This window comes from Paenibacillus graminis, assembly GCF_000758705.1.
Taxonomy (GTDB): Bacteria; Bacillota; Bacilli; order Paenibacillales; family Paenibacillaceae; genus Paenibacillus_AQ; species Paenibacillus_AQ graminis.
In genome coordinates this window covers 331,139-356,707 of record NZ_CP009287.1, presented here as the reverse complement: position 1 = coordinate 356,707, position 25,569 = coordinate 331,139, and the positions used below count along the sequence as shown (strand labels likewise).

General features: G+C 53.8%; 15 protein-coding genes. 4 read left to right on the top strand and 11 right to left on the bottom strand.

From position 1 onward, the window contains the following. Positions 1 to 356: 356 nt before the first annotated feature. On the top strand, positions 357 to 1,628 hold the full coding sequence (gene hflX / locus PGRAT_RS01580) for a GTPase HflX (protein WP_025703842.1): 1,272 nt from the start codon (positions 357 to 359) through the stop codon (positions 1,626 to 1,628). A 577-nt stretch (positions 1,629 to 2,205) separates the two neighbouring features. Here hflX and PGRAT_RS01575 read toward each other — a convergent pair. From PGRAT_RS01575 to PGRAT_RS01530, 9 genes are all read right to left on the bottom strand, one after another. Then, a complete protein-coding gene (locus PGRAT_RS01575; protein ID WP_025703843.1) occupies positions 2,206 to 3,924 on the bottom strand; it encodes a DUF8769 domain-containing protein in 1,719 nt (572 codons plus the stop codon). 42 nt (positions 3,925 to 3,966) lie between these two features. Beyond that, on the bottom strand, positions 3,967 to 5,040 hold the full coding sequence (locus tag PGRAT_RS01570; RefSeq protein WP_025703844.1) for a glycoside hydrolase family 88/105 protein: 1,074 nt from the start codon (positions 5,038 to 5,040) through the stop codon (positions 3,967 to 3,969). Then, positions 5,030 to 6,757 (bottom strand): glycoside hydrolase family 3 protein, encoded by a 1,728-nt coding sequence (locus PGRAT_RS01565; RefSeq protein ID WP_025703845.1) that lies wholly within the window; start codon positions 6,755 to 6,757, stop codon positions 5,030 to 5,032. Before PGRAT_RS01565 ends, PGRAT_RS01570 begins: the two co-directional genes overlap by 11 nt. A gap of 721 nt (positions 6,758 to 7,478) precedes the next feature. Further along, complete coding sequence (locus PGRAT_RS31400) at positions 7,479 to 10,994, bottom strand: carbohydrate-binding domain-containing protein (RefSeq protein WP_052415680.1); 3,516 nt, start codon at positions 10,992 to 10,994, stop codon at positions 7,479 to 7,481. Between the two features lie 167 nt (positions 10,995 to 11,161). Continuing rightward, positions 11,162 to 12,703: an ABC transporter substrate-binding protein gene (locus tag PGRAT_RS01550; RefSeq protein WP_025707215.1), complete on the bottom strand. Its 1,542-nt coding sequence runs from the start codon at positions 12,701 to 12,703 to the stop codon at positions 11,162 to 11,164. A 56-nt stretch (positions 12,704 to 12,759) separates the two neighbouring features. Further along, entirely contained in the window at positions 12,760 to 13,662 is a 903-nt protein-coding gene (locus tag PGRAT_RS01545; RefSeq protein WP_036706003.1) for a carbohydrate ABC transporter permease, read from the bottom strand. A gap of 49 nt (positions 13,663 to 13,711) precedes the next feature. Beyond that, entirely contained in the window at positions 13,712 to 14,698 is a 987-nt protein-coding gene (locus PGRAT_RS01540) for an ABC transporter permease (RefSeq protein WP_025707217.1), read from the bottom strand. Between the two features lie 215 nt (positions 14,699 to 14,913). Continuing rightward, entirely contained in the window at positions 14,914 to 17,067 is a 2,154-nt protein-coding gene (locus tag PGRAT_RS33955) for a hypothetical protein (RefSeq protein ID WP_081954713.1), read from the bottom strand. A 731-nt stretch (positions 17,068 to 17,798) separates the two neighbouring features. Continuing rightward, positions 17,799 to 19,271 carry an ABC transporter substrate-binding protein gene (locus tag PGRAT_RS01530; RefSeq protein WP_025706049.1) on the bottom strand — a complete coding sequence of 491 codons (1,473 nt, stop codon included), beginning with the start codon at positions 19,269 to 19,271 and terminating at the stop codon, positions 17,799 to 17,801. A gap of 128 nt (positions 19,272 to 19,399) precedes the next feature. Here PGRAT_RS01530 and PGRAT_RS01525 point away from each other — a divergent pair, with 128 nt between their 5' ends. Genes PGRAT_RS01525 through PGRAT_RS01515 form a run of 3 tightly spaced genes read left to right on the top strand, consistent with a single transcriptional unit; the run spans position 19,400 to position 23,209 of the window. Next, positions 19,400 to 21,253 (top strand): cache domain-containing sensor histidine kinase, encoded by a 1,854-nt coding sequence (locus tag PGRAT_RS01525; protein WP_025706050.1) that lies wholly within the window; start codon positions 19,400 to 19,402, stop codon positions 21,251 to 21,253. Further along, the gene (locus PGRAT_RS01520; protein ID WP_025706051.1) at positions 21,228 to 22,865 is read left to right on the top strand and encodes a response regulator; all 1,638 of its coding nucleotides are present in this window, start codon (positions 21,228 to 21,230) and stop codon (positions 22,863 to 22,865) included. The genes PGRAT_RS01525 and PGRAT_RS01520 overlap by 26 nt, the downstream gene beginning before the upstream one ends. Before the next feature lie 53 nt (positions 22,866 to 22,918). Then, positions 22,919 to 23,209 carry an alpha/beta-type small acid-soluble spore protein gene (locus tag PGRAT_RS01515; protein WP_025706052.1) on the top strand — a complete coding sequence of 97 codons (291 nt, stop codon included), beginning with the start codon at positions 22,919 to 22,921 and terminating at the stop codon, positions 23,207 to 23,209. A 28-nt stretch (positions 23,210 to 23,237) separates the two neighbouring features. Here the strand turns inward: PGRAT_RS01515 and PGRAT_RS01510 are convergent, their stop codons facing one another. Then, on the bottom strand, positions 23,238 to 24,047 hold the full coding sequence (locus PGRAT_RS01510; protein ID WP_042265880.1) for a protein-glutamine gamma-glutamyltransferase: 810 nt from the start codon (positions 24,045 to 24,047) through the stop codon (positions 23,238 to 23,240). Continuing rightward, positions 24,044 to 25,300: a PucR family transcriptional regulator gene (locus PGRAT_RS01505; protein WP_025706054.1), complete on the bottom strand. Its 1,257-nt coding sequence runs from the start codon at positions 25,298 to 25,300 to the stop codon at positions 24,044 to 24,046. The genes PGRAT_RS01510 and PGRAT_RS01505 overlap by 4 nt, the downstream gene beginning before the upstream one ends. Positions 25,301 to 25,569: the final 269 nt, after the last annotated feature.

The following is a 25,569-nucleotide window of genomic DNA, read 5'->3' as shown; positions in this document are numbered from 1 at the left end:
TGCCCCGTGCAGAGGACTCAGGATAGGTCTATCTATTTTTGAAGGCAGCCCATAGCTTGAACCACCCGTCCGGCGGACAAATCGGGCCCGCCGGCCTCGGCCTTTAGGAATATTCGCAGCTCCATTCGGCAATAACAATGAACCCTCCCGCAGGCAGGCGTAACAGCTGCTGTTCTGCAGGGCTGCTGTATTTTGGCATACATTCATTGTTGCTATGGAAATGCCGGCGAAGGGACTGGGGGAATGCAGATTCCCCCGGCAGCCCTATTCTGTTGTCCTCTATTGATACTGTTAGCACAGGCAGACCGCCTGTGCTTTTTTATGTCCAATTTTACTAATGGAGGTTGAATGAATATATGGAAACCGCACAGCAAAAGGCAGTGATTGTTGGTGTTCAGCTGCAGAATGACAAGGATTTCGCTTATTCCATGGAAGAGCTGCGCAATCTGGCGGCCGCCTGTGAGCTTGAGGTGGCCGGAGAGCTGACCCAGAAATCCAGCCGCATTAACCCGTCGCATTATATCGGTACAGGCAAAATCGGGGAGCTGGAAGCCCTGTTGGAAGCACTGGAGGCGCCGATTGTTATTTTTAATGATGAGCTTTCCCCTTCCCAGATCCGCAATCTGGAATCGGCGCTGGACCGTCAGGTCATTGACCGGACCGTGCTGATTCTGAATATATTTGCCGAACGTGCGAAGACCAAGGAGGCCCAGCTCCAGGTGGAGGTGGCACAGCTGCAGTACATGCTCCCCCGGCTGACCGGAATGCGCGAGTCCCTCGGCAGACAAGGCGGCGGAGCTGGACTGAAAAATCGCGGCGCCGGGGAAACCAAGCTGGAGCTGGACCGGCGCAGGATTGAGGAACGCATCACGGCGCTGCAGCTGGAGCTGCAGACTCAAGTAGCCCGGCGGCAGGTCCAGCGCAAGCAGCGGCGCAAAAACGAGGTGCCTGTGGTCTGTCTCGTCGGCTATACCAATACCGGCAAGTCCAGCTTAATGAACACCATAATGGAAACCTACCATCCCGGATCTCAAAAAGGGGTACTGGCCAAGGATATGCTGTTCGCCACATTGGAAACCTCAGTGCGCAGCATTGAGCTTCCTGACCGTAAAACCTTTTTATTGACCGACACGGTCGGTTTTGTCAGCCAGCTGCCCCATCATCTGGTCAAGGCGTTCCGCTCTACGCTCGAAGAAGTTACCGAGGCTGACCTGCTGATTCATGTAGCCGATATTTCCGATCCGCAGGTCAGCCAGCACATCGCTGTTACGGAGGAGACCCTGAAGGCTCTGGGCGCGGACGGAATCCCGGCCATTAAGGCTTATAACAAAGCTGACCTGACGGAATTGCCTTATCCTGTAGTAAAGGAGAATACCGTCACCCTCTCCGCTAAGCAGGAACGCGGAATCGCCGAGCTGATCGGCCTGGTCCGGCAGCATGTCTTCAATGATTATATCAAGTGCGAAATACTGGTGCCGTTCGACCGCGGCAGCGTGGTTTCCTACTTCAATGACCATGCCGATGTGCAGGAGATCAGCTATGAAGAACAAGGCACACGCCTGAAGCTGGAATGCCGGGCCGCCGATTATGAGCGGTTCAAAAGCGATTTTGTTGTGATCTCTCAGTAGGGGAGAACAGAATGAACACACGGGTTGCGCCGTCCTTCACTGGACGCGCAGCCGTTATGGACTATAGGTTCTGTTTTACCTGGTGACCGTGTAGTGGACTCTCACTGTCACGTAGTTGGTCTCGCCACCTGAGCCTAAGGCCCTCCAGACTTTCCACAATTCTGGGACCTGACGGCAAGCCCAATTGGAAAAAGTACACTTAATTCCTCCCCATGCCACTTCTATTCTAGCGTTAGTTGGAAAAAGGATATTTAATCCTAGCGAACCGTGCCCTTTGAGGGGAATCCACTTAAATTAACTTTACTTTTTCCCACTAACCGTTCTAAAAGAAGCTCATGCGTCCATTTAAGTGTACTAATTCCACCTCACTTTCTATTAATGCTCCCATCATCCCTCTTCCTCTTCTGTGTTCTTATTAGAGAATGAATAAGTGGAGAGAGCACGCTTGAATCCCCCGTTGCCCCGGCCCAAATTTATACTTGTCCATCTATCTGGAAGCAGCAAAGAAGGCCGGGGGAACTCCCGGCCTTCTTTTACTGCTTTATTCTTTTTGCGACGACTGCACGCGGCAGCAGTTCTACTCCGCTTGACCAGGACGCAGACGAAGCGAGAAGGCTTCCGCCTCTTCCCCGCTGGCGCTCACCCGCAGCTTGCCCTCTGTCACCTCTATTTGCGGACCGGGGCCTCCCGGCGCCTGCTCCATATCCAGAGAAAAAACCATTGCCGCTTGCTGAAGGGCATGAAGGTCTATGCGTTTGCGCGGGCCGGTGTACAGAATCAGTTCCACCAGAATCCGGTCCCCCGTCTCCTGAACCTCCCAGGTCCAGTCACGGCCCCTACCTGCGTGCCCGGTAAACGCCGCAAACCATGTCGTGAGCACACAGTGCGCCTCTCCGATCCGAATGGAAGCCCCTGCTTCCGTAGACTCGGCAACCACTCCCTCGAGCTGGCCTCCAATTTCCAGCCGCAGCCGTAAATCTCCAGCCTCGATTGCGCCGCCTGTAAGATCCAGATTGGGATGGGTATCCCCCCCGTCTGTGATGAAGTCAATGCCGAACAGCACCTGCCCCTGTTCCTGCTTCGACTTGAAGCGGGCCGAGCAAAAGTCATAGCCATCGTGCAGGCAGCGGAGCTGTATATAAGCAGGGAGGCCGTTGTTATCCGCATAGACCAGCAGCGGCCGCCTCTGATTCCACAGATCACTATTTGTAAAAGACCCGATGCTGATCTGGGGGGTCATATAAGTAACGGCCCAGTTGCCGGTGCCATCCGTCTCATCTCCTGCATAGAGCTGCCTGATTTCTTGTGTACGCGGAACGCGGAAGGCCTCCAGGCAGGTTGCCGGACATTCGAAGCCGCTTTTGTACCATTCTTCTTCGTACGGCAGCTCTTCCCAGCCAAAAAACATCACTGCACCCCGGGTGGCAACCTGCAAAAAAGCCTTGCTTTGCTTATTCAAGAGTGTCTCATAGGAGCGGGAATGAGGGCCGGACCACTGCCTGGTCGCCGGGTGGTAATAACCGGCCACCGTCCTCCAGGTAAGATCAATCAACTCTCTGGTGAGCCCGCGCACCTTGTCGTCCATGGTTTCGGAATGCAGCTTGGACAACTCCAGGATGGCGATATACGTATAGACCGGGCTGTTGTATTCCTGAAAGGCACCGCGTTTCATCGTATACTCATACAGCTTCTGCAGACGCTTTAATCCATAGTCCGCGAAATCCCTACGCTCCAGCTGCTCTCCTGCAATTCTCGTAACGAAGGCCCCCAGAATCGCAATATTAGTGTAATCCGGCCCGACATTCCGTTTGATAATGGCCTCGCAGGCATAGCCAATGGAATCGGCAACGGCCTTGCGCAGAGCCTCGGGGAACCTGTTCCCATGGCGCTTGAGGGCCTGAACCAGGCGGCTGCCGCAGAAGTCCGCCCAGTTCCAGTCGGGCGGCGCCATTTGTGCCAGCGGTTCTTCGTAGAACCAGGACCAGATCCCAAAGGTATCCTGACTGCGGTCAGTATCCTGAAGAGACACCACCTGGCCGATAATCTCGAAGGCCCGCAGCTCAAACTCTGCAAGCTCCGTATCCAGCAGTCCGAGCGCATACGAGAGCGAATCCCGGGTGGAATGGATGAATTCGACATCCCGCAGCGCGGTATGATAACCCGGACTGCTGAACGGCGACTGAAGCATGCGGAGCTCCGGGTTATAGCGGGAACCGAGCGACTGTATTTTGCGGATCAGCATCCGCTGATGATCTATGGCTTCATGCTTATTTAGCTGTTCGGCCGTTTTCTTCACGATGATCTTCCTTTCCTCAAGGTAAGGGGACTCAGACTCAAATCACACTTTCCATGCCGGATGTGTACCCGATAACAGATCCGGCGCGTGCGTGAACAGCTGCATCACCAGCCCCTGTCCATACAGCGTAGGGTAGGTTTCGATGGTATTGTAAGCATCTGCCGAGGGCATGACAGGCGTCCCGCCGGACACCCCTTGCACTTCTCCGTTCTCCGCGATGAGCGGAAGAATGCCTTGAACGGTTTGCCGGGCACCCTCCAGAAAAGAGGAATCCAGCAGGCCCTGCTCCACGCCTTTGAAGAACCCGCAGGCTATTCCCGCACTGCCTGAAGTCTCCTGAACAAAATCCGGTCTGTTCAAAACCGTATGCCATAACCCATTCCCCGCCTGGCAGGACCGCAGGCCTGCGGCAAGCGAGCAGTACCGGCTCCGCAGCTCTTCCGGTATTGCAGCCAAACCTCTAACCTCCGCTATGATCTGGGGAACCGTCAGGGTAATCCATGCATTGGCACGCGCCCAATGGACAGCCGACATATGATTCTTCTCCCGGCTGTTCCAGCCGTGGTACAACAGTCCCGACTCCGGGTCCTGCAGCAATTGCAGATGCAGCAGCGCCTGTTGGACTGCAGCATCCGCCAGCCTGGATTCTCCAGTCAGTCCACCCAGGCGCGCCAGGAACAAAACAGCCATATAGACTGTATCCGCCCATACCTGCTCCGGGAAATCCACATTTTCTGTTACGGTATGCTCCAATGCGCCTTCACGCGTGACCGGAGCAGTGTTCAGCATCCAATCGGCGGTGGACATGGCCTTTTGCAGAAACCATGGGTCCTTTGTCTGGCGGTACAGCTCTGGAAAAAGCGCAAAGGGTGCCAATGAATTGATCACTTTTGCCCCTTCGGCCTTGTGCTTATTACGGTTCACCCACTGCAGCAGATAATCCAGAACTTCCCTCCGTCCGCTGGCTGTGCCGTACTCCATCAACGAAATCACGCCGACCCCCGGCACCCAATCCCAGTGATCGATGTCCATTCCCCAGTGTCCCTTATGCTCCTCCAAAATCATGTATTGAAACATTACATCCAGCGTCTCCGCAAGCTTCCGCTCAGTGTTCATGATGATGAAGCCCCCTTAAATCCAAAGAACCGTCCTGCGGGTCCGCCTTCACCGGAGACTGCCCCTGAAAGGGCACCTCTCCGAACAGCGCTTTAACCGTAAGCTCCACCGTCTCTTCATGCAGTGAATAGGCATTAATTAGCGCATCCAGAAACGGCATATCCTGCAGCAAATATGGCGTGGCAAAAGAAATTCCAATCGGACGGATGGTCTCCGCATGCTGCATCGCCCAGATCGCTTTGGCCGCCTCGCCCACCGGCCGGGCTGTATTCATCATGCCGTGCAGTGGCAGAAAATAAGGCGCAAACGCAGCATCCCAGCGAATCCCCGACAGCTCCCATTTGCGCAGTGTGCTCAGCGGCTCAAATTCATCGAGGATATCCACCTGTAACCCTCTCGCCCGTAATAGCTCCACAAAGACATTCATCCGCTCATACTTGCGGCCTTCCGTCACCTTGTTCAGCAGAATCACCAGCACCCGGCGGGTGGTCTGCGGGTTAAGCGGCAGGATATCGCCACGATTGCGGACAAGTGTAATGCAGCGCTCCGCAATCGTCCGGCTCAGCTGTCTGGCTTCCAGGTCAAGCTTCGGCGGCAACCGGTCGTTCAGCAGCGGAACCGCTTGCGGGTCCCGGCCTTTCTGATCCACCCGGTGTACCCCAAGCAGGGCCTTCAGCTCCAGCACCCGGCGGACACTGGCATCCAGCCTTTCCATACGGACGGTCCCTTCCCTGACTGCCTGCTCCATAACCTCGAAATAATCCACACCCGGCCACAGCAGCACATCCGTTCCGCTGTTGAAGCAGTCCACCATCCGCTTCTCATAACCGCCCCAGGCCAGGAATCCGCCCATGTCCAGCGCATCTGACAGCACCACGCCCTCAAAACCCATACGCCCCCGCAGCAGCTCCGTGGTAATGCGCGCCGACACCGTTGCCGGCACAGGAATCTCTCCCTGCACATTCCCTTCCAGCCAAGGAAGGGCAATATGTCCGGTCATATACGACAGGACACCCTGATCGATCATATGCTGCGACACTTGCCCGTAAGTGGCGAACCACTCTTCCTCAGACAAGCCGTTAATAGTGGTGACAATATGCTGGTCCCGATAGTCCACCCCGTCTCCCGGAAAATGCTTGGCACATGCCGCCAGGCCATGGTCCTGCATCCCCCGCATGACTGCGCCCGCCAGTCTGGCCGCCCGTTTGGCGTCATCCCCCAGGCAGCGCGTGGTAATTACAGGATTCATCCAGTTCAGCAAAAGATCTGTGCCGGGTGCCAGCGCCCAGGTGAAACCCGCAGCCCGCCCTTCCATTGCTGTAAATTTGCCGTATTCATAGGCCAGAGCCTCATCGTCGGCAGCAGCGAGCCCAAGGAGCGGCGGGAACGCGGTCAGGCTCTTCACCGCCGACCCCGCGCCGAACTCCAGATCACCGGAGAACAGCAGCGGATATTTGCTGATCCGCTGCAGCTGCTCCGCCCAATCCCGGTACTCCTCTGCCTTGCCCGCTGCCTTCTGAATGACCTCTCCGCCGATAAAAAAGCTGCCTACCGGATACGTTTTCAAATATGCCGCAAGCGCCGCCTCGTCATTGCCCTTGAAGGGCAGCCGACCCGCATGATCCTGCATCGTTTGCCCAATCTTTTCCCGCAGGCTCATGGACGCGAGCGTATGCTCTATCCAATCCTGCTCTTCCCTTGTCAGCGCCCTTTGCATGTGTGATTTCCTCCCGATAAGTTTTCGATCCCCCTAAAGGCATTTCGATCCCCCTAAATCCCCCTTAGCCAAGGGGGACCCCAAGGGCCCCGGCCCTCTGGACACCCGGATAGCTGGCGGGGGCGGGGGTGTTGTGCTCCCGGCTGCTGTGTGCGGAGAGCGCTTCACCCCTGCGGGGACGCTTTGGCTGTTGTCCGCCTGCTGCAAAAAACAAGGGTACGCTGCGCTGCCCCTAACCCTTTCAGAAAAAGACCAGACATCTCCATACTCAGATCATGCAGTGCGGCATCTCTTCACTGTCTTAAGTGTAGCCGGAAGACGGCAGTGACTAAATAAGGTCATCTATAATAAAAGTTCGAAATCCTATTGGATTTTCGATCCCCCTGAATCCCCCTTAGCCAAGGGGGACTCCAAGGGCCCCGGCCCTCTGGACACCCGGATGGCTGGCAGGGGCGGGGGCGTTGTGCTCCCGGGCTTGCTGTGTGCGGAGAGCGCTCCCCACCAAATTGTAAAGGCACGGGAAGCTTTCGCTGCCCAAAACTGCTGCACAAAGTGCAATCAAATCCAATTTTGACCCCTTGGGATCAAATTCTGTTGCAGGAAACACATTAGAATGGGGAAACGCCATCCGTTGACTGTCCCCTATGTAAATCCCCGCCGCCACACTTCACAGGGCGGCGGGACGCTATTGCAGACTTATGCGCTTCAGACCCAAGCTCACTCAGTCCAAACCGATGCTCAGCGTCTCACTCCATTTATTGTTCTCCTTGTTCATCTCCTCATACCGCCAGATATCGTTCACGAAGAAGCCGATGGTGAATTCGCCGATGGTGGGAACTGTCCACCTTGGCGTGCCTTGGGCACTGCTGTTGGCGGTCAGGGTAATCTCTTCTCCCGGCTGGATCACGGTGTTGTTCGTATCCGTCCACGAGACCACTCCGCCATTGACGGAAAAAGCGCCGCCTGTTATTTGACCAAGTCCTGTAGAGGTGTTCAGCGGCGTTGGGCGCACTCCAATGTTTTTTACCTTAGCCCAGAAAATTAAGGAATCACCAAGCTGCGGAGTGGTGTGCGAAGATGGAGTGCCGTCGCTATTAACGATGTTCCAGCCGATATCTGTAACGGTCAGGTCCGGAAGCGGGGCAGGAAGTGTGGATTCATAGCTCTCAAACTCGAACCCATGGACCATCACCAGCCCGTTAGTCCCTTTGATCTCAATCCGGTGCAGGCCATACTCCAGACCGGTAAGCTCATAGACAATTTTGTTATCTCCCTCAAGACCAGCCTGGGGAATAACTACCGTCTCCTTATACTGCCCGTCGACGTAGACATCGGCGCTGCCCATATCACTTTTGACATCGGATCTCCAGCGGACCCCGATGCCTTTGAAATTAAACATCGCTGTGGCGTCAGGCGCATAGGTCACGTGAGATACACTATTGGAAGCTGTCGTGAAGCCGGTATAGTCGATATAAGGGTGATCGTGCTCCACGGGATACCAGGCCGAGACAGGAACATAAGCCCCTTCCTCAAGCTTGAAGTAATCAAGATTTGCGCCGTTCCCGGCAGAGGTGAAGCTGATCATGTTATACCCCGGCTGGAGTGTAATGCCGTACTGTTTCGCGGTAAAGTTAGAGGTCCAGCTTCCGGTGGAAGGCAGGGTTACGGTCGATTGTTTTTTGCCGTTGATCAGGATATTTTTCTTCGATTCCTGATTGGAAGCGTATGCAATTGTTAAAGTGTAACTTCCGCCGTTCTCCGAATAGAACCCTTGAACTGTCAAACCTCCGGCATGGGTCTGCTCCACTACTCTTCCCCCGGAAGCGATGCTGTAGTAGCCGATTTTGAGCGGCGGGGCAAAGGAAGTCGCTTCTGCCTCAAATTTGGTCGGGTCTCCCGCCACATGCGGCGTGATCGGCATCGGCAGTGTGGTTGCAGATACGGCTGCAGTTAAGGGGGAGACATTGCCGGAATCATCCACCGCCTGAACCCTATAGCTGTATGACGTCTCAGGAGCTACGGTGTAGTCATTATAGAAGGTAATCCGCCCCGGAATCGTCATTACCGGTTCTGTCCCGCCGTCCCGGTACACATTGTAACTCACAACACTGTCGTTGTCCGTTGCGGCATTCCAGGTCACCTTCACCTGTTCGTGGCTCACCGCCACCGCTGCCGGACTGGTTGGAGCGGCAGGCGATTCTGTCTCCCGTTCATCCAGAATATACTGCACGGTTTCGCCTGCGCCGAGGGTTACTGTAAGCGTAAGATCCGGCGTTGCCGTAAGCTGGAGATTGGAGTGGGCGGCGGCATAGGTGTCGCCCGGGCCGAACCGCTCTCCGGCGTATTCCCCGCCCTCTGGCATCGTGACCCGCACCTGCATCGTCACAGGCTGCGTCTCAAAGTTCACAAAATTCAGCAGGATCTTATCTGCCGATGCCCCGATCTCCGAAGTATCCAGCGCCGAGGTGTCGACCGCGCGGAAATACGCTTTTTTTCCGCTCAGGTCAGATGGATTCATAATCTCGTAGCTGAGCGGGCGCCCATGGGTGGCATACGCGGCGGCAAGCCTGCGGAATGTCTTCAGCCGCGTCTCCCCCGGTTCGTTGCTATTGGCCGCTACAGCCGCCGTATCCTCGAAGCGGTGTGTATTCCAGTTGATGCCGGAATCGAACAACCCGAACTCCGTCCCGTCATTGAAGAAGGCTGCATGCTGCATAATATGGTCGACATAGCCGATATCGCCCCGCAGCTCCCGGTCAAATGCCGATGCGAACCTGTAGGCATATGTGCCGTATTTCGTATTGTCGGAATGATTGTCGTTGCTGCCGGTTTCACTCATCGCCATCTCTTTGCCAAAGCCCTCATCCGCTTCGCCGTACACCTGCAGATTCTCGTACAGGCTGCCGCCCGGCAGCGGCTGGACGCCGGTTCCGCCATAGCTGTGTCCGTTTGTCACATCTGAAAGCGCTTCAATTTCTTCGCGCTGGGCAGCGTCCCGCTCCCACCCGTCAGGAATTCCGTTGTACGGCCAATAGGCCCAGCCCGGTGCCACAATCTTGAGATAGGGCTGGTTGTTGGTCTGACGTTCCTGATCCATCAGCTCATGGATTGCCAGCACAGACTGCTGGGACCACCTGAACAAGCCGGGCTCGTTGCCCGATTCCGCATACTGGTACAAATCCCCGAATTTGCTGACAAACGCGGAGTAATAGCTCCTCAGTGCCGTGCTGATCGTTCCGCCCACCAGATCGGCATTGTTCTTCCAATTGCCCCCGATGATATTCACCATGGGTTCCAGATTCAGATCACGCAGCGTCTCCAGATAGTTCCGGCCCTGCGGATCCCAGCCTGCGCTCGTATCCGACCAGAAGGAGGCCCGCATCCAATTGCCGCTGTAGGCGATGCCCATCCATTTGGTCATCGGCGCCAGATGGCGTATCGCATTCTCGTCATATTTGAAGGTTGCTGCCGCCAGTGTGGTTCCCAGATGCACGTACCGTCCATGTATCGGCTCATCAGCCTGCTGATGCCGGGATTTCAGCTTGAAATAGTCCCACTCGAACCATAAATACCGGTCACCGTCATAGCCTGGTGCCTGCGGGTCCGCATACAAACCGCGGTCAACCACTAGTTCAAGCTCATTTTGACCCGTGTGCAGCTGTTCTTTCGGGATATACAGCCTGTAGGTTTGCTTCCAGGTATTCTCCAGGGAGGCTTCTCCGTTATTCAGACCTGTGATTTGAATGAGCCCGCTCATCAGACCATTTGTGAATACGGCAAGCTGGGGAATTGCTGTGCTTGCGTCAATCACCTTGAAGCTGAACTCCACTCCATACTGGGGAACCGCCGTCAAATCAAACGTAAGGCTCATCGCTGGATTGACATCGGCCTTCATTCCTTTGGATACCGTATTCCAGCTGTCAGCGGGGAGAGGCAGGGTAAGGTTGCTGTACACATTATTGTACACTGTAAATTCGGCCGAGCTATTGTCCGGTTCGCCCACCTGCCACAGCAAGCCCGAAGGCTCACACTCACAGGTGGCGGTTGTAGCGGTCAACGGAAGCGGGGCTTCGAAATCCGGAGGGGTAACCAAGTCTTCGGATTTCGCGGTCTTTGAGATCTCCCGGCCCACTCCCGACTTACTTGGAGGATCAGCGGATACTATGCGCCCGCCCGGCATCAGAACCGTCATCAGCACACATAACAGGGTAAGCAGTACAGCTGTTTTTTTAATCATTCGCACATTAACACCCTCTTCTATTAGAATAGAAACAGGGCCCCCAATTGCTAATTCGGCGAATAGGAATACCCGATACCCAGGCAAGCGGCCGCAGCAAGCTGAAGTAAGAATCAGGGAGGCGGCCGAACTGTACCGGATATTGGGTCTGCTAATCATTCAACATCTTATTTGGCGGCCAAAAACGCATCCATTTGCGACTGAATTTCGCTTATGACGGCATCCAGTCCAGCAGCCTTCAGCTTGCTGTTCATTTCCTTCAGGATGGGCTCAGGGTCTTTTTCCCCGGAGTACAGGGTATTCTTATACTGCTTCGTAATGTTGATCAGCGCGCCGATCTGCGACTGCACCTTGGTCGAGTCAAACACAAAGCCGATCACCGGGGACACCTTGGAGTTTTTGTTCCAGTCGGTATAGAGCTGTACCCGTTTCGGGTCTTCGTCCTTGTTCAGATAGTTCAGCAGCACATTCCCGATCATCCACGAAGATACGGAGTTATAGCCGCTGTCCGGGATAAATTCAACCGTATTGTCGCCTACTTTCTTATAATGCTTGCCTTCAATGCCGAAGGTTAACAGGTTATACAGGACCGGATCGGTATGAATCAGGTTCATGAACATCATGGCCCGCTCTGGGTTTTTGGAAGTTCTGGAGATGGCGAGCATTGAGCCCTGCAGGCTTTTGGTGCTGACCTGTACCGGCAAAAGAGTTTTGATGACCATCGGCTTCTCGGCGAGACGGGACCAGTCATTGGTAGAGGTTGGATTCATATTGCCATAAGTGAACCAGGCCTTGCCGCTTTTTACCGCATCCTTCAGCTCGGTTTTGTCGGTGGCCCCGTTCTTGTTGATATAACCGGCTTTGTACCATTCCCGGATCAGTTTCAGACGAGCCAGAATGTCCGGGGTGTCATATTCGTTAAAAACCTTCATCGTCTTATAATCGAGCAGTGTCGGAATTTCATTGCTGCCATCGAGGTCCTCGCTGTCCGGGTACACGGTGAACCAGTTCAGGCTGTCGGTGTGGTTCATGAACAGCGGGGTGATAGCAGGCTCCTTCTCCTTAATCGTCTTCAGCATCGGTTCAATATCCTCGAGCTTCTTGATGCTGTTGACATCGAACCCATACTTGTCGACAATCGCTTTGTCAAAAGCAAAACCTACCGACTGGCCCAGCTCCTTCTCAGTTGGAATCGCATACAAATGTCCGTTGACGGTAGCGGCCTGCAGGTAGGCCGGATTGATCTGTGCCTTGGTCTCCTTGGCATAAGTGTCCAGCAGTTCCTCCAGCGGCAGATAAGCGCCTTTTGCGGCGTTGGTCATAAAGTTCCAGGTATAGACCATGTCGAACACTTCGCCGGACTGGATCATCAGATTCACTTTGTCGGCCGGTTTATCCCAGCTGAGCTGGTTGATCTTGATCGTGGCGTTAATCTTATCCTTCAGATATTCATTGATCGCCTGCTCGACGGAGGCCACATCCTTATCCGGCCCGCCGGGCAGATACAGCGACAGCTCCACCTGTTCGAGCTCATTTGTTTTTTCGGTGGCCGCCGCCTTATCCGAAGCAGCCGGGGCAGCGGTGCTGTCCGCCTGTGTCCCAGCCGGGGCCGCCTCATTATTGCTGTTATTTCCGCCGCACCCGCTTAAAGATAGCCCAATCAACAGTACAAATGAAAGCAGTAGACCCGTTCCCTTTTTTCCCGCCATATCTTGTTTTCCTCCCCTAGGTGAATCAATATATGCTAAATCGGTAGAATCCGAGGTTAGCCTTTAATGGAGCCCAGCGTCAGGCCTTTGATAAAATATCTTTGAAAAAATGGATATGCCAGCACAATCGGACCAATGCCGATCAGCGCCATGGCCATGCGGATAGTTTCACCCGGCAGTTTGGCCAGCTCGGTCGCCGAGCCTTGAATCAAAGCCCCGTTGCGGCTCAGGTAGTCCGCTTGGGAGATCATTTTGTACATCAGGTACTGCAGGGAATAAAGATCCGTATCCGTGACGAAGATCATGCTGTTAAACCAGTCATTCCAGTAATGCAGGGTGTTGAACAGGCCGATCGTAGCGAATACCGGCAGCGACAGCGGGAACACAATCTGAAAGAACGTCCGCAGCTCTCCGGCACCGTCAATCTTGGAGGCCTCAATCAGTGCAGGCGGCACACTCATCTGGAAATAGGTCTTCATAATCAGCACATTGAACGGGGACAGCAGCATCGGAACGATGAGCGCCCATATTGAGTTTTTGAGATCGAGCACCTGGGTGTAGACCATGTACCAGGGCACCAGCCCGCCGCCGAACAGCATCGTGAAGAAAATCAGGAAAGCAAAGAAACCTCTGTACTTGAAGTCAGCCCGCGAGATCGGATACGCATACAGGGAAGAGATAAATACGCTGAGCAGGGTGCCGACAACGGTTACGAAGATGGATACGCCGTAGGCTTTTGCAATGACAGTATAATCCTTGAAGATATATGCATACGCCTCCAGACTTAGCTTCTCCGGGATAAACTGATACCCGTTCAGCACAATGGAATCATAGTCGGTAATCGAAATCATGAACACCAGCACAATGGGCAGCAGGCAGGTGATCGCCAGGATGATAAAAATAATATGGAGTATAACATTCGCCGGCCGGGATATTTCATTGTTGGTCACTGGTTCCATCCTCCTTCTAAATTGCTATTTCAAAGGTGCTCGCACCCTTTTTAAAGTTTTAGAAAACAGCCTGGTCCTTGTCAACCTTGCGCACGATCCAGTTCGAGCCTAGGACAAGGAAGAAGCCGACGATGGATTGGTATAGCCCGGCTGCAGCGGACATGCCCAGGTTGCCCATATTGATTAAGGCATTATAGACGTAGGTGTCGATAACCAGCGTTGTCGGATAGAGCGCCCCGGAGTTGAGTGTGGTCTGGTAAAACAGTCCGAAGTCAGAGCGGAAAATGCCGCCGATGGCAAGTATGGTTGTAATGATGATGACCGGACGGATAAGCGGGATCGTGATATGGAGAATCTGCTTCCACTTGCTGGCCCCATCGATTAGCGCTGCTTCATAATACTCGCTGTCAATACCGATAATTGCCGCAAGATAAATGACGCAGCCGTACCCTACCCCTTTCCAGAGGTTGATCAGCGGCAGTATAAACGGCCAATATTTCGGCTCCGAGTACCAGTTCAGCTCATTCAGCCCGAACATGGCCAGGATTCCTTTATTAATGAAACCGTATTCAACATTTAGAAAAGCGAATACAAGGTAGCTCACCACCACCATCGACAGGAAATACGGAAAAAACATAATGCTCTGATAAAATTTCGCGGCCAGCTTATTCTTCAGCTCATTCAGGGCAATCGCAATGGATACGGCAATCACCAGATTGAGAATGATAAACACGAAATTGTACAGCACCGTGTTCCGGGTGATGATCCAGGCGTCCGAGGTGGCGAACAGGAATTTGAAATTATCCAGCCCTACCCAAGGGCTTCCGAGAATTCCGTCGACATAGTTGATATTTTTGAAGGCAATGATGATCCCGAACATCGGCAGGTAGTTGTTAATGAGCAGGAACACTACACCCGGCAGCAGCATCAGCAGCAGCACCTTATGCTTCAGCAGATGCCCCAGCATGGAGCTTCTTTTCGGATGTATCCGCACTGGCAGATGCTGCCTGGTGTCCAGCGCGTTTCTTTTTTCATGAGTGATCATCGCTTACGCCTCCTGATTTCTTCAGCAGTCTCTCTCTTCTATGCTTTAAGTGTAGCCGGAGAACGGCGGATGCTAAATAAGGCCATCTATAATAAAAGTTCGATAATCTACAGAGTTTGAAGATCGCTGGTCCACGAAAAAAAAGAAGAGGCCTTCACCCTGTGGATGTCGGCCCCTTCCGGTTGTAATTTATATTTGTTTCTTCTTAGGATGCATTAAATGAATCTGTGGACTGACCAGACCACGCCAGAGGATGTGCTTCCCAGATCAAGTGGAACCGTTAAACCATCCGCCTCATAGAAGAGGCCGATCACATCGCCTGCTGTCAGATCAAACTCACCGGTCAAGGTGACTGTCCCGTTGCCCAGGATCGTTCTAAGGGACAATACAAGCGCAATGTTAACATTCAGCAGAGGGAATAGTCCGGTTACCAAATCTATAGCCGTAGGAGATGTTCTCCGGATCACAAATGCAGGGTTAACTCCCGCACCTAACGCAACCGAAATTGCTGCGGTGGTAGAGTAGTTGATCGTTGCTTCAAAAGAGTACCGGCCCGTAACCGGAACCGTATAGTTCCCCGTTGTTTCGTTAAACGAGGTGCTGTCGTAATACGGTGATGTCACCGTCCAGCCGGCAAGCTGGGTGCTGGCACTGGCCGAGACTGTGGGCAGAAATGCCGAGAACCCTTCCGCCGCAATATTCGGGCCTGTTGCACCTGTAATTCCTGTCGCTCCCGTTGCTCCGGTCGCACCTGTTACCCCTGTCGCTCCCGTTGCCCCGGTTGCGCCGGTCACTCCTACACCTGTCGCTCCGGTTTCTCCCGTTGCACCTGTTACCCCTGTCGCTCCCGTTGCTCCCGTCGCACCTGTTAGCCCTGTCGCCCCCGTTACCCCGGTTGCTCCAGTCACTCCTACACCAGTTGCTCCGGTTTCTCCCGTTGCACCTGTAATCCCTGTCGCTCCCGTTGCTCCCGTCGCACCTGTTAGCCCTGTCGCTCCCGTTACCCCGGTTGCTCCAGTCACTCCTACACCAGTTGCTCCGGTTTCTCCCGTTGCACCTGTAATCCCTGTCGCTCCCGTTCCCCCGGTTGCTCCAGTCACTCCTACACCAGTTGCTCCGGTTGCCCCGGTTGCGCCGGTCACTCCTACACCTGTCGCTCCGGTTTCTCCCGTCGCACCTGTAACCCCTGTCGCCCCCGTTGCCCCGGTTGCGCCGGTCACTCCTACACCTGTCGCTCCGGTTTCTCCCGTCGCACCTGTAATCCCTGTCGCCCCCGTTACCCCGGTTGCTCCAGTCACCCCTACACCAGTTGCTCCCGTTACCCCGGTTGCTCCAGTCACTCCTACACCAGTCGCTCCGGTTTCTCCCGTTGCACCTGTTACCCCTGTCGCTCCCGTTGCCCCGGTTGCGCCGGTCACTCCTACACCAGTCGCTCCGGTTTCTCCCGTTGCACCTGTTACCCCTGTTGCTCCCGTTACCCCGGTTGCTCCAGTCACTCCTACACCAGTCGCTCCGGTTTCTCCCGTTGCACCTGTTACCCCTGTCGCTCCCGTTGCCCCGGTTGCGCCGGTCACTCCTACACCAGTCGCTCCGGTTTCTCCCGTTGCACCTGTTACCCCTGTCGCTCCCGTTGCCCCGGTTGCGCCGGTCACTCCTACACCTGTCGCTCCGGTTTCTCCCGTCGCACCTGTAATCCCTGTCGCCCCCGTTGCCCCGGTTGCTCCAGTCACTCCTACACCAGTTGCTCCGGTTTCTCCCGTTGCACCTGTTACCCCTGTCGCCCCCGTTGCCCCGGTTGCTCCAGTCACTCCTACACCAGTCGCTCCGGTTTCTCCCGTCGCACCTGTTACCCCTGTCGCCCCCGTTGCCCCGGTTGCTCCAGTCACTCCTACACCAGTTGCTCCGGTTTCTCCCGTCGCACCTGTAATCCCTGTCGCTCCCGTTACCCCGGTTGCTCCAGTCACTCCTGTTGCACCTGTTGCCCCATTCGCTCCTGTTGCTCCTGGGGTATCTCCGAGCAATTCAGCGGATACCAGCCGGTGGGCTGTTACAAGCTGCCCCGTGCTGCTCTTCCCCCATAATGAAACCTGCACAGGATCATCTGCCGGGCTTGGACTTGGCGTTGTAATAATAAACTCAAATGCATCCAGATCAGCAAAGTAGTTGTTGGTCACCACTTGATTAGGAGCCAAATTCAAGGACTGGCTCACATATAAGTTCCGTAATCCTCCGCTCATGTAGTAACCTTCAATTGACACCATGGAAGCTTGTGAGCTGCTGCGGTTATCGATTCGGAGGGTCACTGACTGAGTAGGTCTTACACCGCTGACCGCATTATTTTCTATTGGACCTGTTGAAAAAAAGCTCATCTCTCCAGTTCTCCTTTATAATGAATTTCAAATCCCTCAGCTCTGGCTGGCATGGCCCCGTTCTTTAAGGAATCTAGCACTAGCAGCACTCCAGAGCGATTTATATAGTAATATTCCAACGTATGGCATAATGCGTGGACGTAACGACTGCAAGCTTCCGCACAACTTGTACCTCTTTGGATCTGCACGGACAGCTGCAACAAGACAAAGTGGAAAAAGTACCACTAATCCAAATAATTTGAGCTTCAAGCGACCTTTAGTGGGAAAAAGTACCACTAATATGTTCATCTTCCTTCATCAACGCCTGATTTACCGAAAATAAGTCTACTAATTCCCACTAACCCTCGCTGCAGAGCGATTTTTCTTAGAATAGTTATACTTTTTCCACCTAATCCTCGCCCCCCGGACGGTTTGACGACTTGACGGTTCGTTGGTTCGTCGGTCGTCGGTTTGACGCTTTGACGGTTCGTCGGTCGTCGGTTTGACACTTTGACGGTTCGTCGGTTCGTCGGTTCGCCAAGTTCATCGGTTTGTCGGTTCATCGGTTTAACGGCTCGTCAAGTTCGCCGGGTCGTCGGGTTGACGGCTATTCGACTCCAAAGCAAAAAGGACTGTTTCTAAGCCGTTCGGCCTTGAGAAACAGTCCTTCCCTTTAACTGATGCAACGAGTTGTTATCCTCCTCTATCCGCACCCTGCACGAATGACAACGTTCCAGCCCTCTCCTCTTTCCTTATTCCTGCCCTGCATTCAACCGGCTCTCCAGGCTCTCGGCCTTCAGCGGCGAACGGGGATTGAAGTCCGGATAGATATACTCATCATGCTTGAACGAATATCCGGTAGCCGCAATGTCCAGCATCTGATTCAGACGGTCGCTTTCCGCGCGGAGCCCTTTGCCTGCATTTACCCCTCCGGAAAGGATCTGCTGGTAGAGCTGCATCCGGGGGCGGTCTCCAGAGTCACGCGGCTCAATTGAAACGGTGTTCGGATCGTACTGGTCCATAATCTGCGGAGAAAGCGGATAAATAGATTCCTCTGCGGTAGGATAAAACTCCTTAAAATGGCCCAGACCTGGAACCTGGCCGGGCAGGTCCGTGATGCCGTCTACCACAGGCAGCGCCAAAGCCTGCTGGAACAAAATGTTCAGGAAGGATTCAGACTGAAGGAACTTCCATACCTTCACTGCTGCTTCCTGATCCGGGGCACTGCTATTCACCGCCAGCGGCGAGTGGGGAATCATCATGAGCGCTCCGCTGCCTTTGCTGGCTGAAGAGGTCACGGGCGGCAAAGCCACCCCCCAGTCATCCTTTGGCATATATTCCTGCAATTTCACATAATCTTTGCTGGTTGCATACATCATGCCAATGTTGCCATCGGCAAATTGCCGGAGCGCACTGTCCCGCTTCAGCAGAGCCTCACCAGGATACAGACTGCTCTCTGCCTTCATGTCCAGCAGCAGCTGCAGCCAGGGGGCATACACGCTGAGATCATAACGACCTGTCCGGTAGTTATACAGATAGATCCCGCTGTAAGTATTGGACATCTCCAGCCCCGTCTGCAAGCTGTCCTGGCTGTCTCCCGCAGCCAGTGCAAAGCCGTATTTATTCACGCCTACCCCGGCCCGGCTGATCCTGGCAGCGGCCTGCTTCACTTCCGCGAAGGTAATGGGCGGCTGCTCCGGGTCCAGACCGGCACTGCGGAACAGCTGCTTGTTATAGATAAGCCGGACAGTCTCAATACTGGAGGGTATGAAGTAGACTCCTCCCTTGAACAGGGGGCTGTGGGCATAATCACGGGCCCACTCCGGAAATCTGTTCAGATCAGCAGGGCCCAGGTAGGCAGTCAAATTGGTTAGATACCCTTTGTTTACATAGGTTGCCAGCCAGCTGTTGTCCACGCTGAACACATCCGGCCCCTGACCAGAGGTCATCAGCATGTTGAGCATGTCATTGTAAGTATCCGCAGACAGGTTGACTATTACAATTTCAATATGATCAGGATTGGTCTCGTTGAATTGCCGGATCGCGTTTTTTACCTCCAGGTTCTCCGTCCAGTCGTATAGCGCAATCCGGACCTGAATCTTGGGGGCGGCCTTAGGCACCGGTTCCGGACTAAACTCCACCAGAAGCGGACGGTCATAGGCGAGGGCATACACGACAAGACCGCATAGAGCCAGGCCAATAATATAGAATAGCAGCCTTTTCATCCTTCACCTCCTGCGTTGACAGCGTGGCGTCCCCGTTTTACAATGTATACCATCTATTGAATGATATTTTCCATTAATCCCTGGTAAATGGCAAGTGAAGATTATCCGCAGAACTGAAGGGGGTTCAGATGAAGAAATTATTTGATACTCTGTCCAAAACCCTCTTCCTGTACAACTTCAGTATTCGCAGCAGACTTATCCTCTACTTCCTCTTTCTCGTCCTTTTACCGACAACAATCATCTCCGTTACGGTATATAACAAATCAGCCGATATCATCACCCGCAATGTCCATACATCGATCGAAAACAACCTGAACCTGGTTCAGGATAATCTGGCCCAGCGGTTCGCCGCTGCGGATAATGCCATGATCTCGCTATACCTCAATACAGAGTTCGCTGACCTGATCTCCTCTAACCGTCCGACGGACAGCACAGGAATCATCAATGAACTGGCCGCACTGAACAAAATTCTGGAGAACTTTTCGGGCAGCGGAACAGCGGAAAGCAGCTTTGTTCCTATGCTATATATGCTGAACCGCCCGGAATATACACAGTATAATTTTTCCAGACGGGTATTCAATATTGATCTGATTTCACTGAAGCCGTGGTACCTTAGCATTCCGGCCAGATCCGATTTCACCGTGGTCGGGCTCAGCTCCCTGGACGCCAGGTTCACCCTGAAGTTCGCAAAGCGCCTGTTCGGCATCCGCCATGCCCAGCTTCCCTATGTCGGGCTGCTGACCATTGATATTCCTGTAACGGAATTCGATAATCTGCTCGACCATTACAAGCCCACGGCAGGCAGCCGGATTTATATCGCCGACCAGACCGGAACGATTGCCATCAGCCCGGACGCGGCACTCCTAGGACAGAATATCAGCACACAGGACTATTACAGCCAAATGAAAACTGTTGAAGGCGGCGGAACCCTCCATTCCTTCCGTCAGGTAATCCAGGGAGAGAACATGCTGGTCTCCTACATCAAAATACCCGAAACGGGCTGGACCATCCTTTCCTTTTCACCCGTAAAAGAGCTTAATGGAGAGCTGGCTTCATTCCAGCGTGTCATGTATATCGCCATCGGCATCTGTATGCTCATCTCACTGATGATGGCCCTGCTGCTGTCGGAGAATATCTCGGCCCCCATCCGGAAATTCATCCAGTCGATGTCCCATGCCGAGAGCGGCAACTTCAACATTATTATCCGCTACCGGCGCAAGGACGAATTCTCTTATTTGTTCAACCGCTATAATAAGCTGCTGCAGCAAATCAAAGCACTCATCGACAAGCTCTACGTTACGGAGCTGCGCAAAAAAGAAGCCGAACTCAAAACACTTCAAGCCCAGATCAATCCCCATTTTCTCTACAACACACTGGATTCGATCAACTGGATTGCGATCAATCATGACATTCCTGAGATCAGCAATATGGTTACCTCGCTGTCCGATTTCTTCCGGTACAGCCTGAGCAAAGGCCGGAATATCATCCCCCTGCGCGATGAGCTGCGGCAGGTGGACAGCTACCTGCAAATTCAGCAGTTTCGCTTCCAGGATAAGCTGGATTACGGGCTGGAGGAGACGGACCCCCAGGTGCTTGAGGAATGCCTAGTCGTCAAGCTGAGCCTTCAGCCGCTGGTGGAAAATGCCATTATCCACGGAATACAGAAGCGGCGGGGCAAGGGCAGAATCCGCATCCGTGTGGAGCGGTCCCAGGATATTCTCTGTGTGTCGGTGTTTGACGATGGAGCGGGCGCAGATCCGGAGCGGCTGAACCAGCTGCTGACAGATAAGCAGCCAGGCAATGAGTCCTATGGCATCCGCAATGTGCATACCAGAATCCAGCAATTTTTTGGCGAGGCCTATGGCATCCGTTATTATGCCAATACCGAAGATCAGCGCGGCCTCTTGGCCGTGGTCCGGTTTCCGGTCGTGACTACATGGAACGAGGTGATGGAAGATGCTGACGATGATCGTGGCGGATGATGAGCCGTTTATCCGCAGAAGTCTGATCCAAGTGTTCAACTGGCAGGAGGAGTTCGGCATCGAGATTATCGGAGAAGCCTCGGACGGACAGGAGGCCTATGAATTATGTATGGAGCTGCAGCCGGACATTCTTTTTACAGATATTATGATGCCCCTGCTGGGGGGGCTGGAAGTGGCCGAGAAGCTGAAAGCCGGGCAATGCCGGACCCGCATCATTATTATCAGCGGAGCCCAGGACTTCTCCTATGCCCAAAGTGCGCTGAAGGTGAATGCCGAGGGGTATATACTGAAGCCCGTCAAATTACCCGAACTACGTGAGGTGTTTCAGGAAGTCGTCTCCCGGCTCCGCGGGGAGAAAGACCAGCAGATGGATGTGGAACAGCTGCGCAGGCAAATGCAGACCCATATGCCGCTGATCCGCGAGAAATTTCTTCAGAACTGGGTTGCAGGTCTTTACCGGGATGAAGGGGAGCTGTGGGAGAAGATTCGCTATTTCCAGCTTCCCTTCAAGCCGGGCGGCATCCTGACGGCAGGTGTACTGCAGTTGGACGACTATCAGAGCGCGGTCAACAAGTTTTCGGAGGATGATAAGCAGCTGCTGTATTTTTCCATTCAGAATATCATCAGCGAATGCCTGGAGCACCCGCCCGGCGGAGTTTCTTTTGCCGCCAGCGAGAATGAATTTATGATCATTTTTGGCCCGGACGAGGATGCTTCTCCCGGCGGCGGCGCCATTACAGGCTACTGTGAAAAGATCATTGGCAGCATTCACGAGTATCTGCGGCTGGATGCTTCCATTGGAGTCGGCAGAGCCTGCACCCGCGTAAGTGAACTGGAGGACTCCTATAAAGATGCGCTGGCTGCGCTGGTGCATACCTTTTATACCGGCAGCCGCTCCATTCTTTACATCAAGGATATCCAGCCCGGTACGGAAACCCTGCAAAGCGCCTTTTTTTACAAATTTCATGCCCGGCTGATGAATGAGCTGAAGGCAGGGCATACCGGGCAAGTGATGGAACTGCTGGAGAAGCTGTTCGACCGGCTGGCCGCCCCCAAGCTGCAAATCGATTATGTTCAGAGCATCTGCGCCGAGATGATTTTCACCTCTGCAAGAGCCCTCTATGAGCTGGATGAGGATATTGAGCTGGTGCTGCAGGATCGGCTGACGATCATGGATACTCTTTACAGGCATAGGAATTTATCCGGGCTAAAGACTTACGTGCTTTCTCTTTTTTATGATCTCAGCACCTATATGGCCGGCAAAAACAGCTCCAGGAACAGCAAAACCATCAACAGGATCAAAGCTATAGTCCAGGCAGGCTATGCCCAAGAGCTGTCCATTGCCCGGATTGCCGAGGAGGTTTTTTTGACTCCCAACTACATCAGCCTTATTTTCAAAAAAGAAACAGGCGAAACACTGACGGACTACATCACCAGAATCCGCATCGACAAGGCCAAGGAACTGCTTAGCACCACGGATCTTAAAGTCATGGAAATCTCCGAGCTTGTCGGTTATGAGAACCCCCATTATTTCAGCACGGTCTTCAAAAAGTCCGTCGGTGTACATCCGCTCAAATACCGGTCGGGCAGCCAGCAGACGAGAAGGGAATGAACCCTTGCACTTCCGGGCAAGTTAAGGCAAAGACAGCAAGGGAGTGAGTCCGCATGGCGAGAAGAAACAGAAGATATGCAGTGCCAGGGGCAGCGCAGGGAATGCAGACACTTAAGGCCAATGTAATGAAAAATGAAGGCTACAGGGTTGATCCAGACCGGCCGGATGACGTCAAATATGAAGTGGCCAAGGAGCTTGGCATCCCTCTGCAGCCTGGCAACAACGGGACGCTGACTACAGAATCGGCAGGCCAGGTCGGCGGTAAAATCGGCGGTTCCATGGTCCGGGAAATGATCCGCCTGGCCCAGGAGCAGCTGGCGAATACGGAGCAGCAGTCCAAATAATTCCGGGGCGGAGCCAACACTCCGTCTCCTATATACTGACGTAGGATTTAACCCCAATTCTGGAGAAAATCTTATTCCGTGCATCACCATTTCTCTTCAGAGGCCCGGCAGCCCGGCTGGACAGTGTCTGAAGATAGGCAAAATCCGGGTGAAGCGCTTCATCCGTGAGATATGCAGAGATTCGGCTTCCCGGGACTCTTTCCCGGTTGAGTGAAGCAATCATCCCTTCTGCCCCTTTGATTCCCAGCCCATGTCCGTAATAGCTGTTGTTTCCGAGCAGCACCGCATTTTCACCCTGCCATTCCGGCTTATCCGGATCATGGTCAGGGTTTTTGAAGTATACCACGTCTCCAGGCTGCATTTCCGAGGGATCAAAGGTAGTGATCAGCCGCAGGTTGCTGTCATAGTTCCAGTCCCACAGGAACAGATCGGTGAAATGCTGGTTAAATGCATCTTCCCCAATCATATCAATTGTTGCCTTGTAGAAAATCATGACCATCGCCATGGCGCATTCGAAAGCGTACAGCCGCCCGTTCACAAAAATATCGTTGATTGCTGCCGAAGGGGTGACGTCGCTCCGCAGCTGGAACCCTCCGTTCGCGGTACGAATCCAATATTTCGGGTTGCAGCGCGAATCTTTAAATGTGGAAAAATCCGTGCCCCCAACACTCATCGCCTTGGCTGTTTCAATGATCCGTTCCCTCATACTCCGCTCGAATCCCGAGTCAGGATTCCCATATCCATAGGCCACTATCCATTTCCCCTTTCTTGTCACAATAGATAGGTTATTGTACGTGTCGGGCCTCCGGTTGGTGCGCAGCAGTTTGGGTACAGTCATTGTCCTTCCTGAAACCAGCCGTTGACCCGGGCGGTCTCCTCCGTCAGAATATCCAGATAAACCGAGGTGCGGTAATCGGTTTCCTTCAGGGTTCGGCCCGTAATCTCAGCGATCCGGTTCAGCCGGTACATCAAGGTGTTCGTGTGGATATGCAGAAAAGCCGCAGCTTCCTTGAGATTGCCGTTCAGCGTCAGATAGACAGCGATGGTTTTGAGAAAATCGCTTTTATGCTCACGGTCATGCGCTTTCAGCGGATAGAGCAGCCGGCTGCTGTGCATCCGGCTCCGCTTTTGCTCCATAATCGCCGGAATGTATGCCCAAAAACCGATTTCCTCATACAGCAGCAGGTGGCGGGTATGATAGGGCAGGAGTTTTTTGACCTCCAAAATGGTGAGAGCTTCCTGATATGCAGCAGCAGCAGAGAGGTATTCCCGGTAGCCGGGACTGCAGCCCGCCGTCAGAACACAGCTTTCGCTTTGGCTGAGCTCTTGAAGCAGCTTGTGCACGAACGAAGACAGCCGCTCCGGCTCCGCCACCGGAAATAAAAAGGTGAACAGGATAATTAGCCGGTTATGCTCGGCGGTCAGAAATAGCAGCCGCTGGTTGGCATCGGTTTCCATCAGCCGGCGGAACCGCTGCATAAACCGTTCATCGATGGCTTTGTCGCTCTCCAGCACTCCGATATAATAGCTCTCGGGCAAAAGTATCGAGGAGCCTTCGGCCTCCTGGCGGATACGCGGCTCTGTTTCGTAATGGGAGGTCAGCAGCTTCCAGAAAAAGTCCTCATGCACCTTCTCCTGCCTGGTCTTCCAGCCGCGCTGCTTCAGCAGGTAGCGGCCGGCAATCCCGGCAGCCTTCTCGACCACGCGCTCGGCATGCCCCTCGGCCAGATTGCCTCTGTCCACGACCCAGATATAGCCGAGGATTTCCTGATGATGCCGGATACACATCGCCAGCCTTGGACCAAGCCCCACTTCCATGACCGCCGGAATGCGGATCGGATGCGCGGTATGCTCAAGCTGGTGCATCACGCCTTTTTTGCGCAGGCCGACGATGACCGTGTCCGGCACACGTTTGCCGATAATGGTGGAGATTCGCGCAGGATCGCTCTCGAACTGATGGGAGCTATATCCGATCACGTGATGATTGCTGTCCTCAATTGTCACCTGCGACTGCAGCGACTCGCTGAGGGTATCCGCCAGGGATTCCATACTGTCAAAAAAACGATCAAATGATGGCTCAGATTCTGTCATTGTCCCCACCCGCCCCAACCTGAAAAATAGCCGAAATCTTGTCTTATTAGTGATTTCATTATAGCCCGCAGCTGTGCGGCTGACTATAGGGCGGCTCCCCTTCAAGCCTGTATAGTTCGATAATGCAAACGGAAGAAGGATTTCAGAGCGAGCCTGATTTTGTCTGGAGGACCCTTCATGAATCCGGCGGCAATTCCAAGTGGAAAAAGGATCACTTATTCGCCCTGCACGCGGATCTCCACAGCCTAAGTTGGAAAAAAGAACACTAA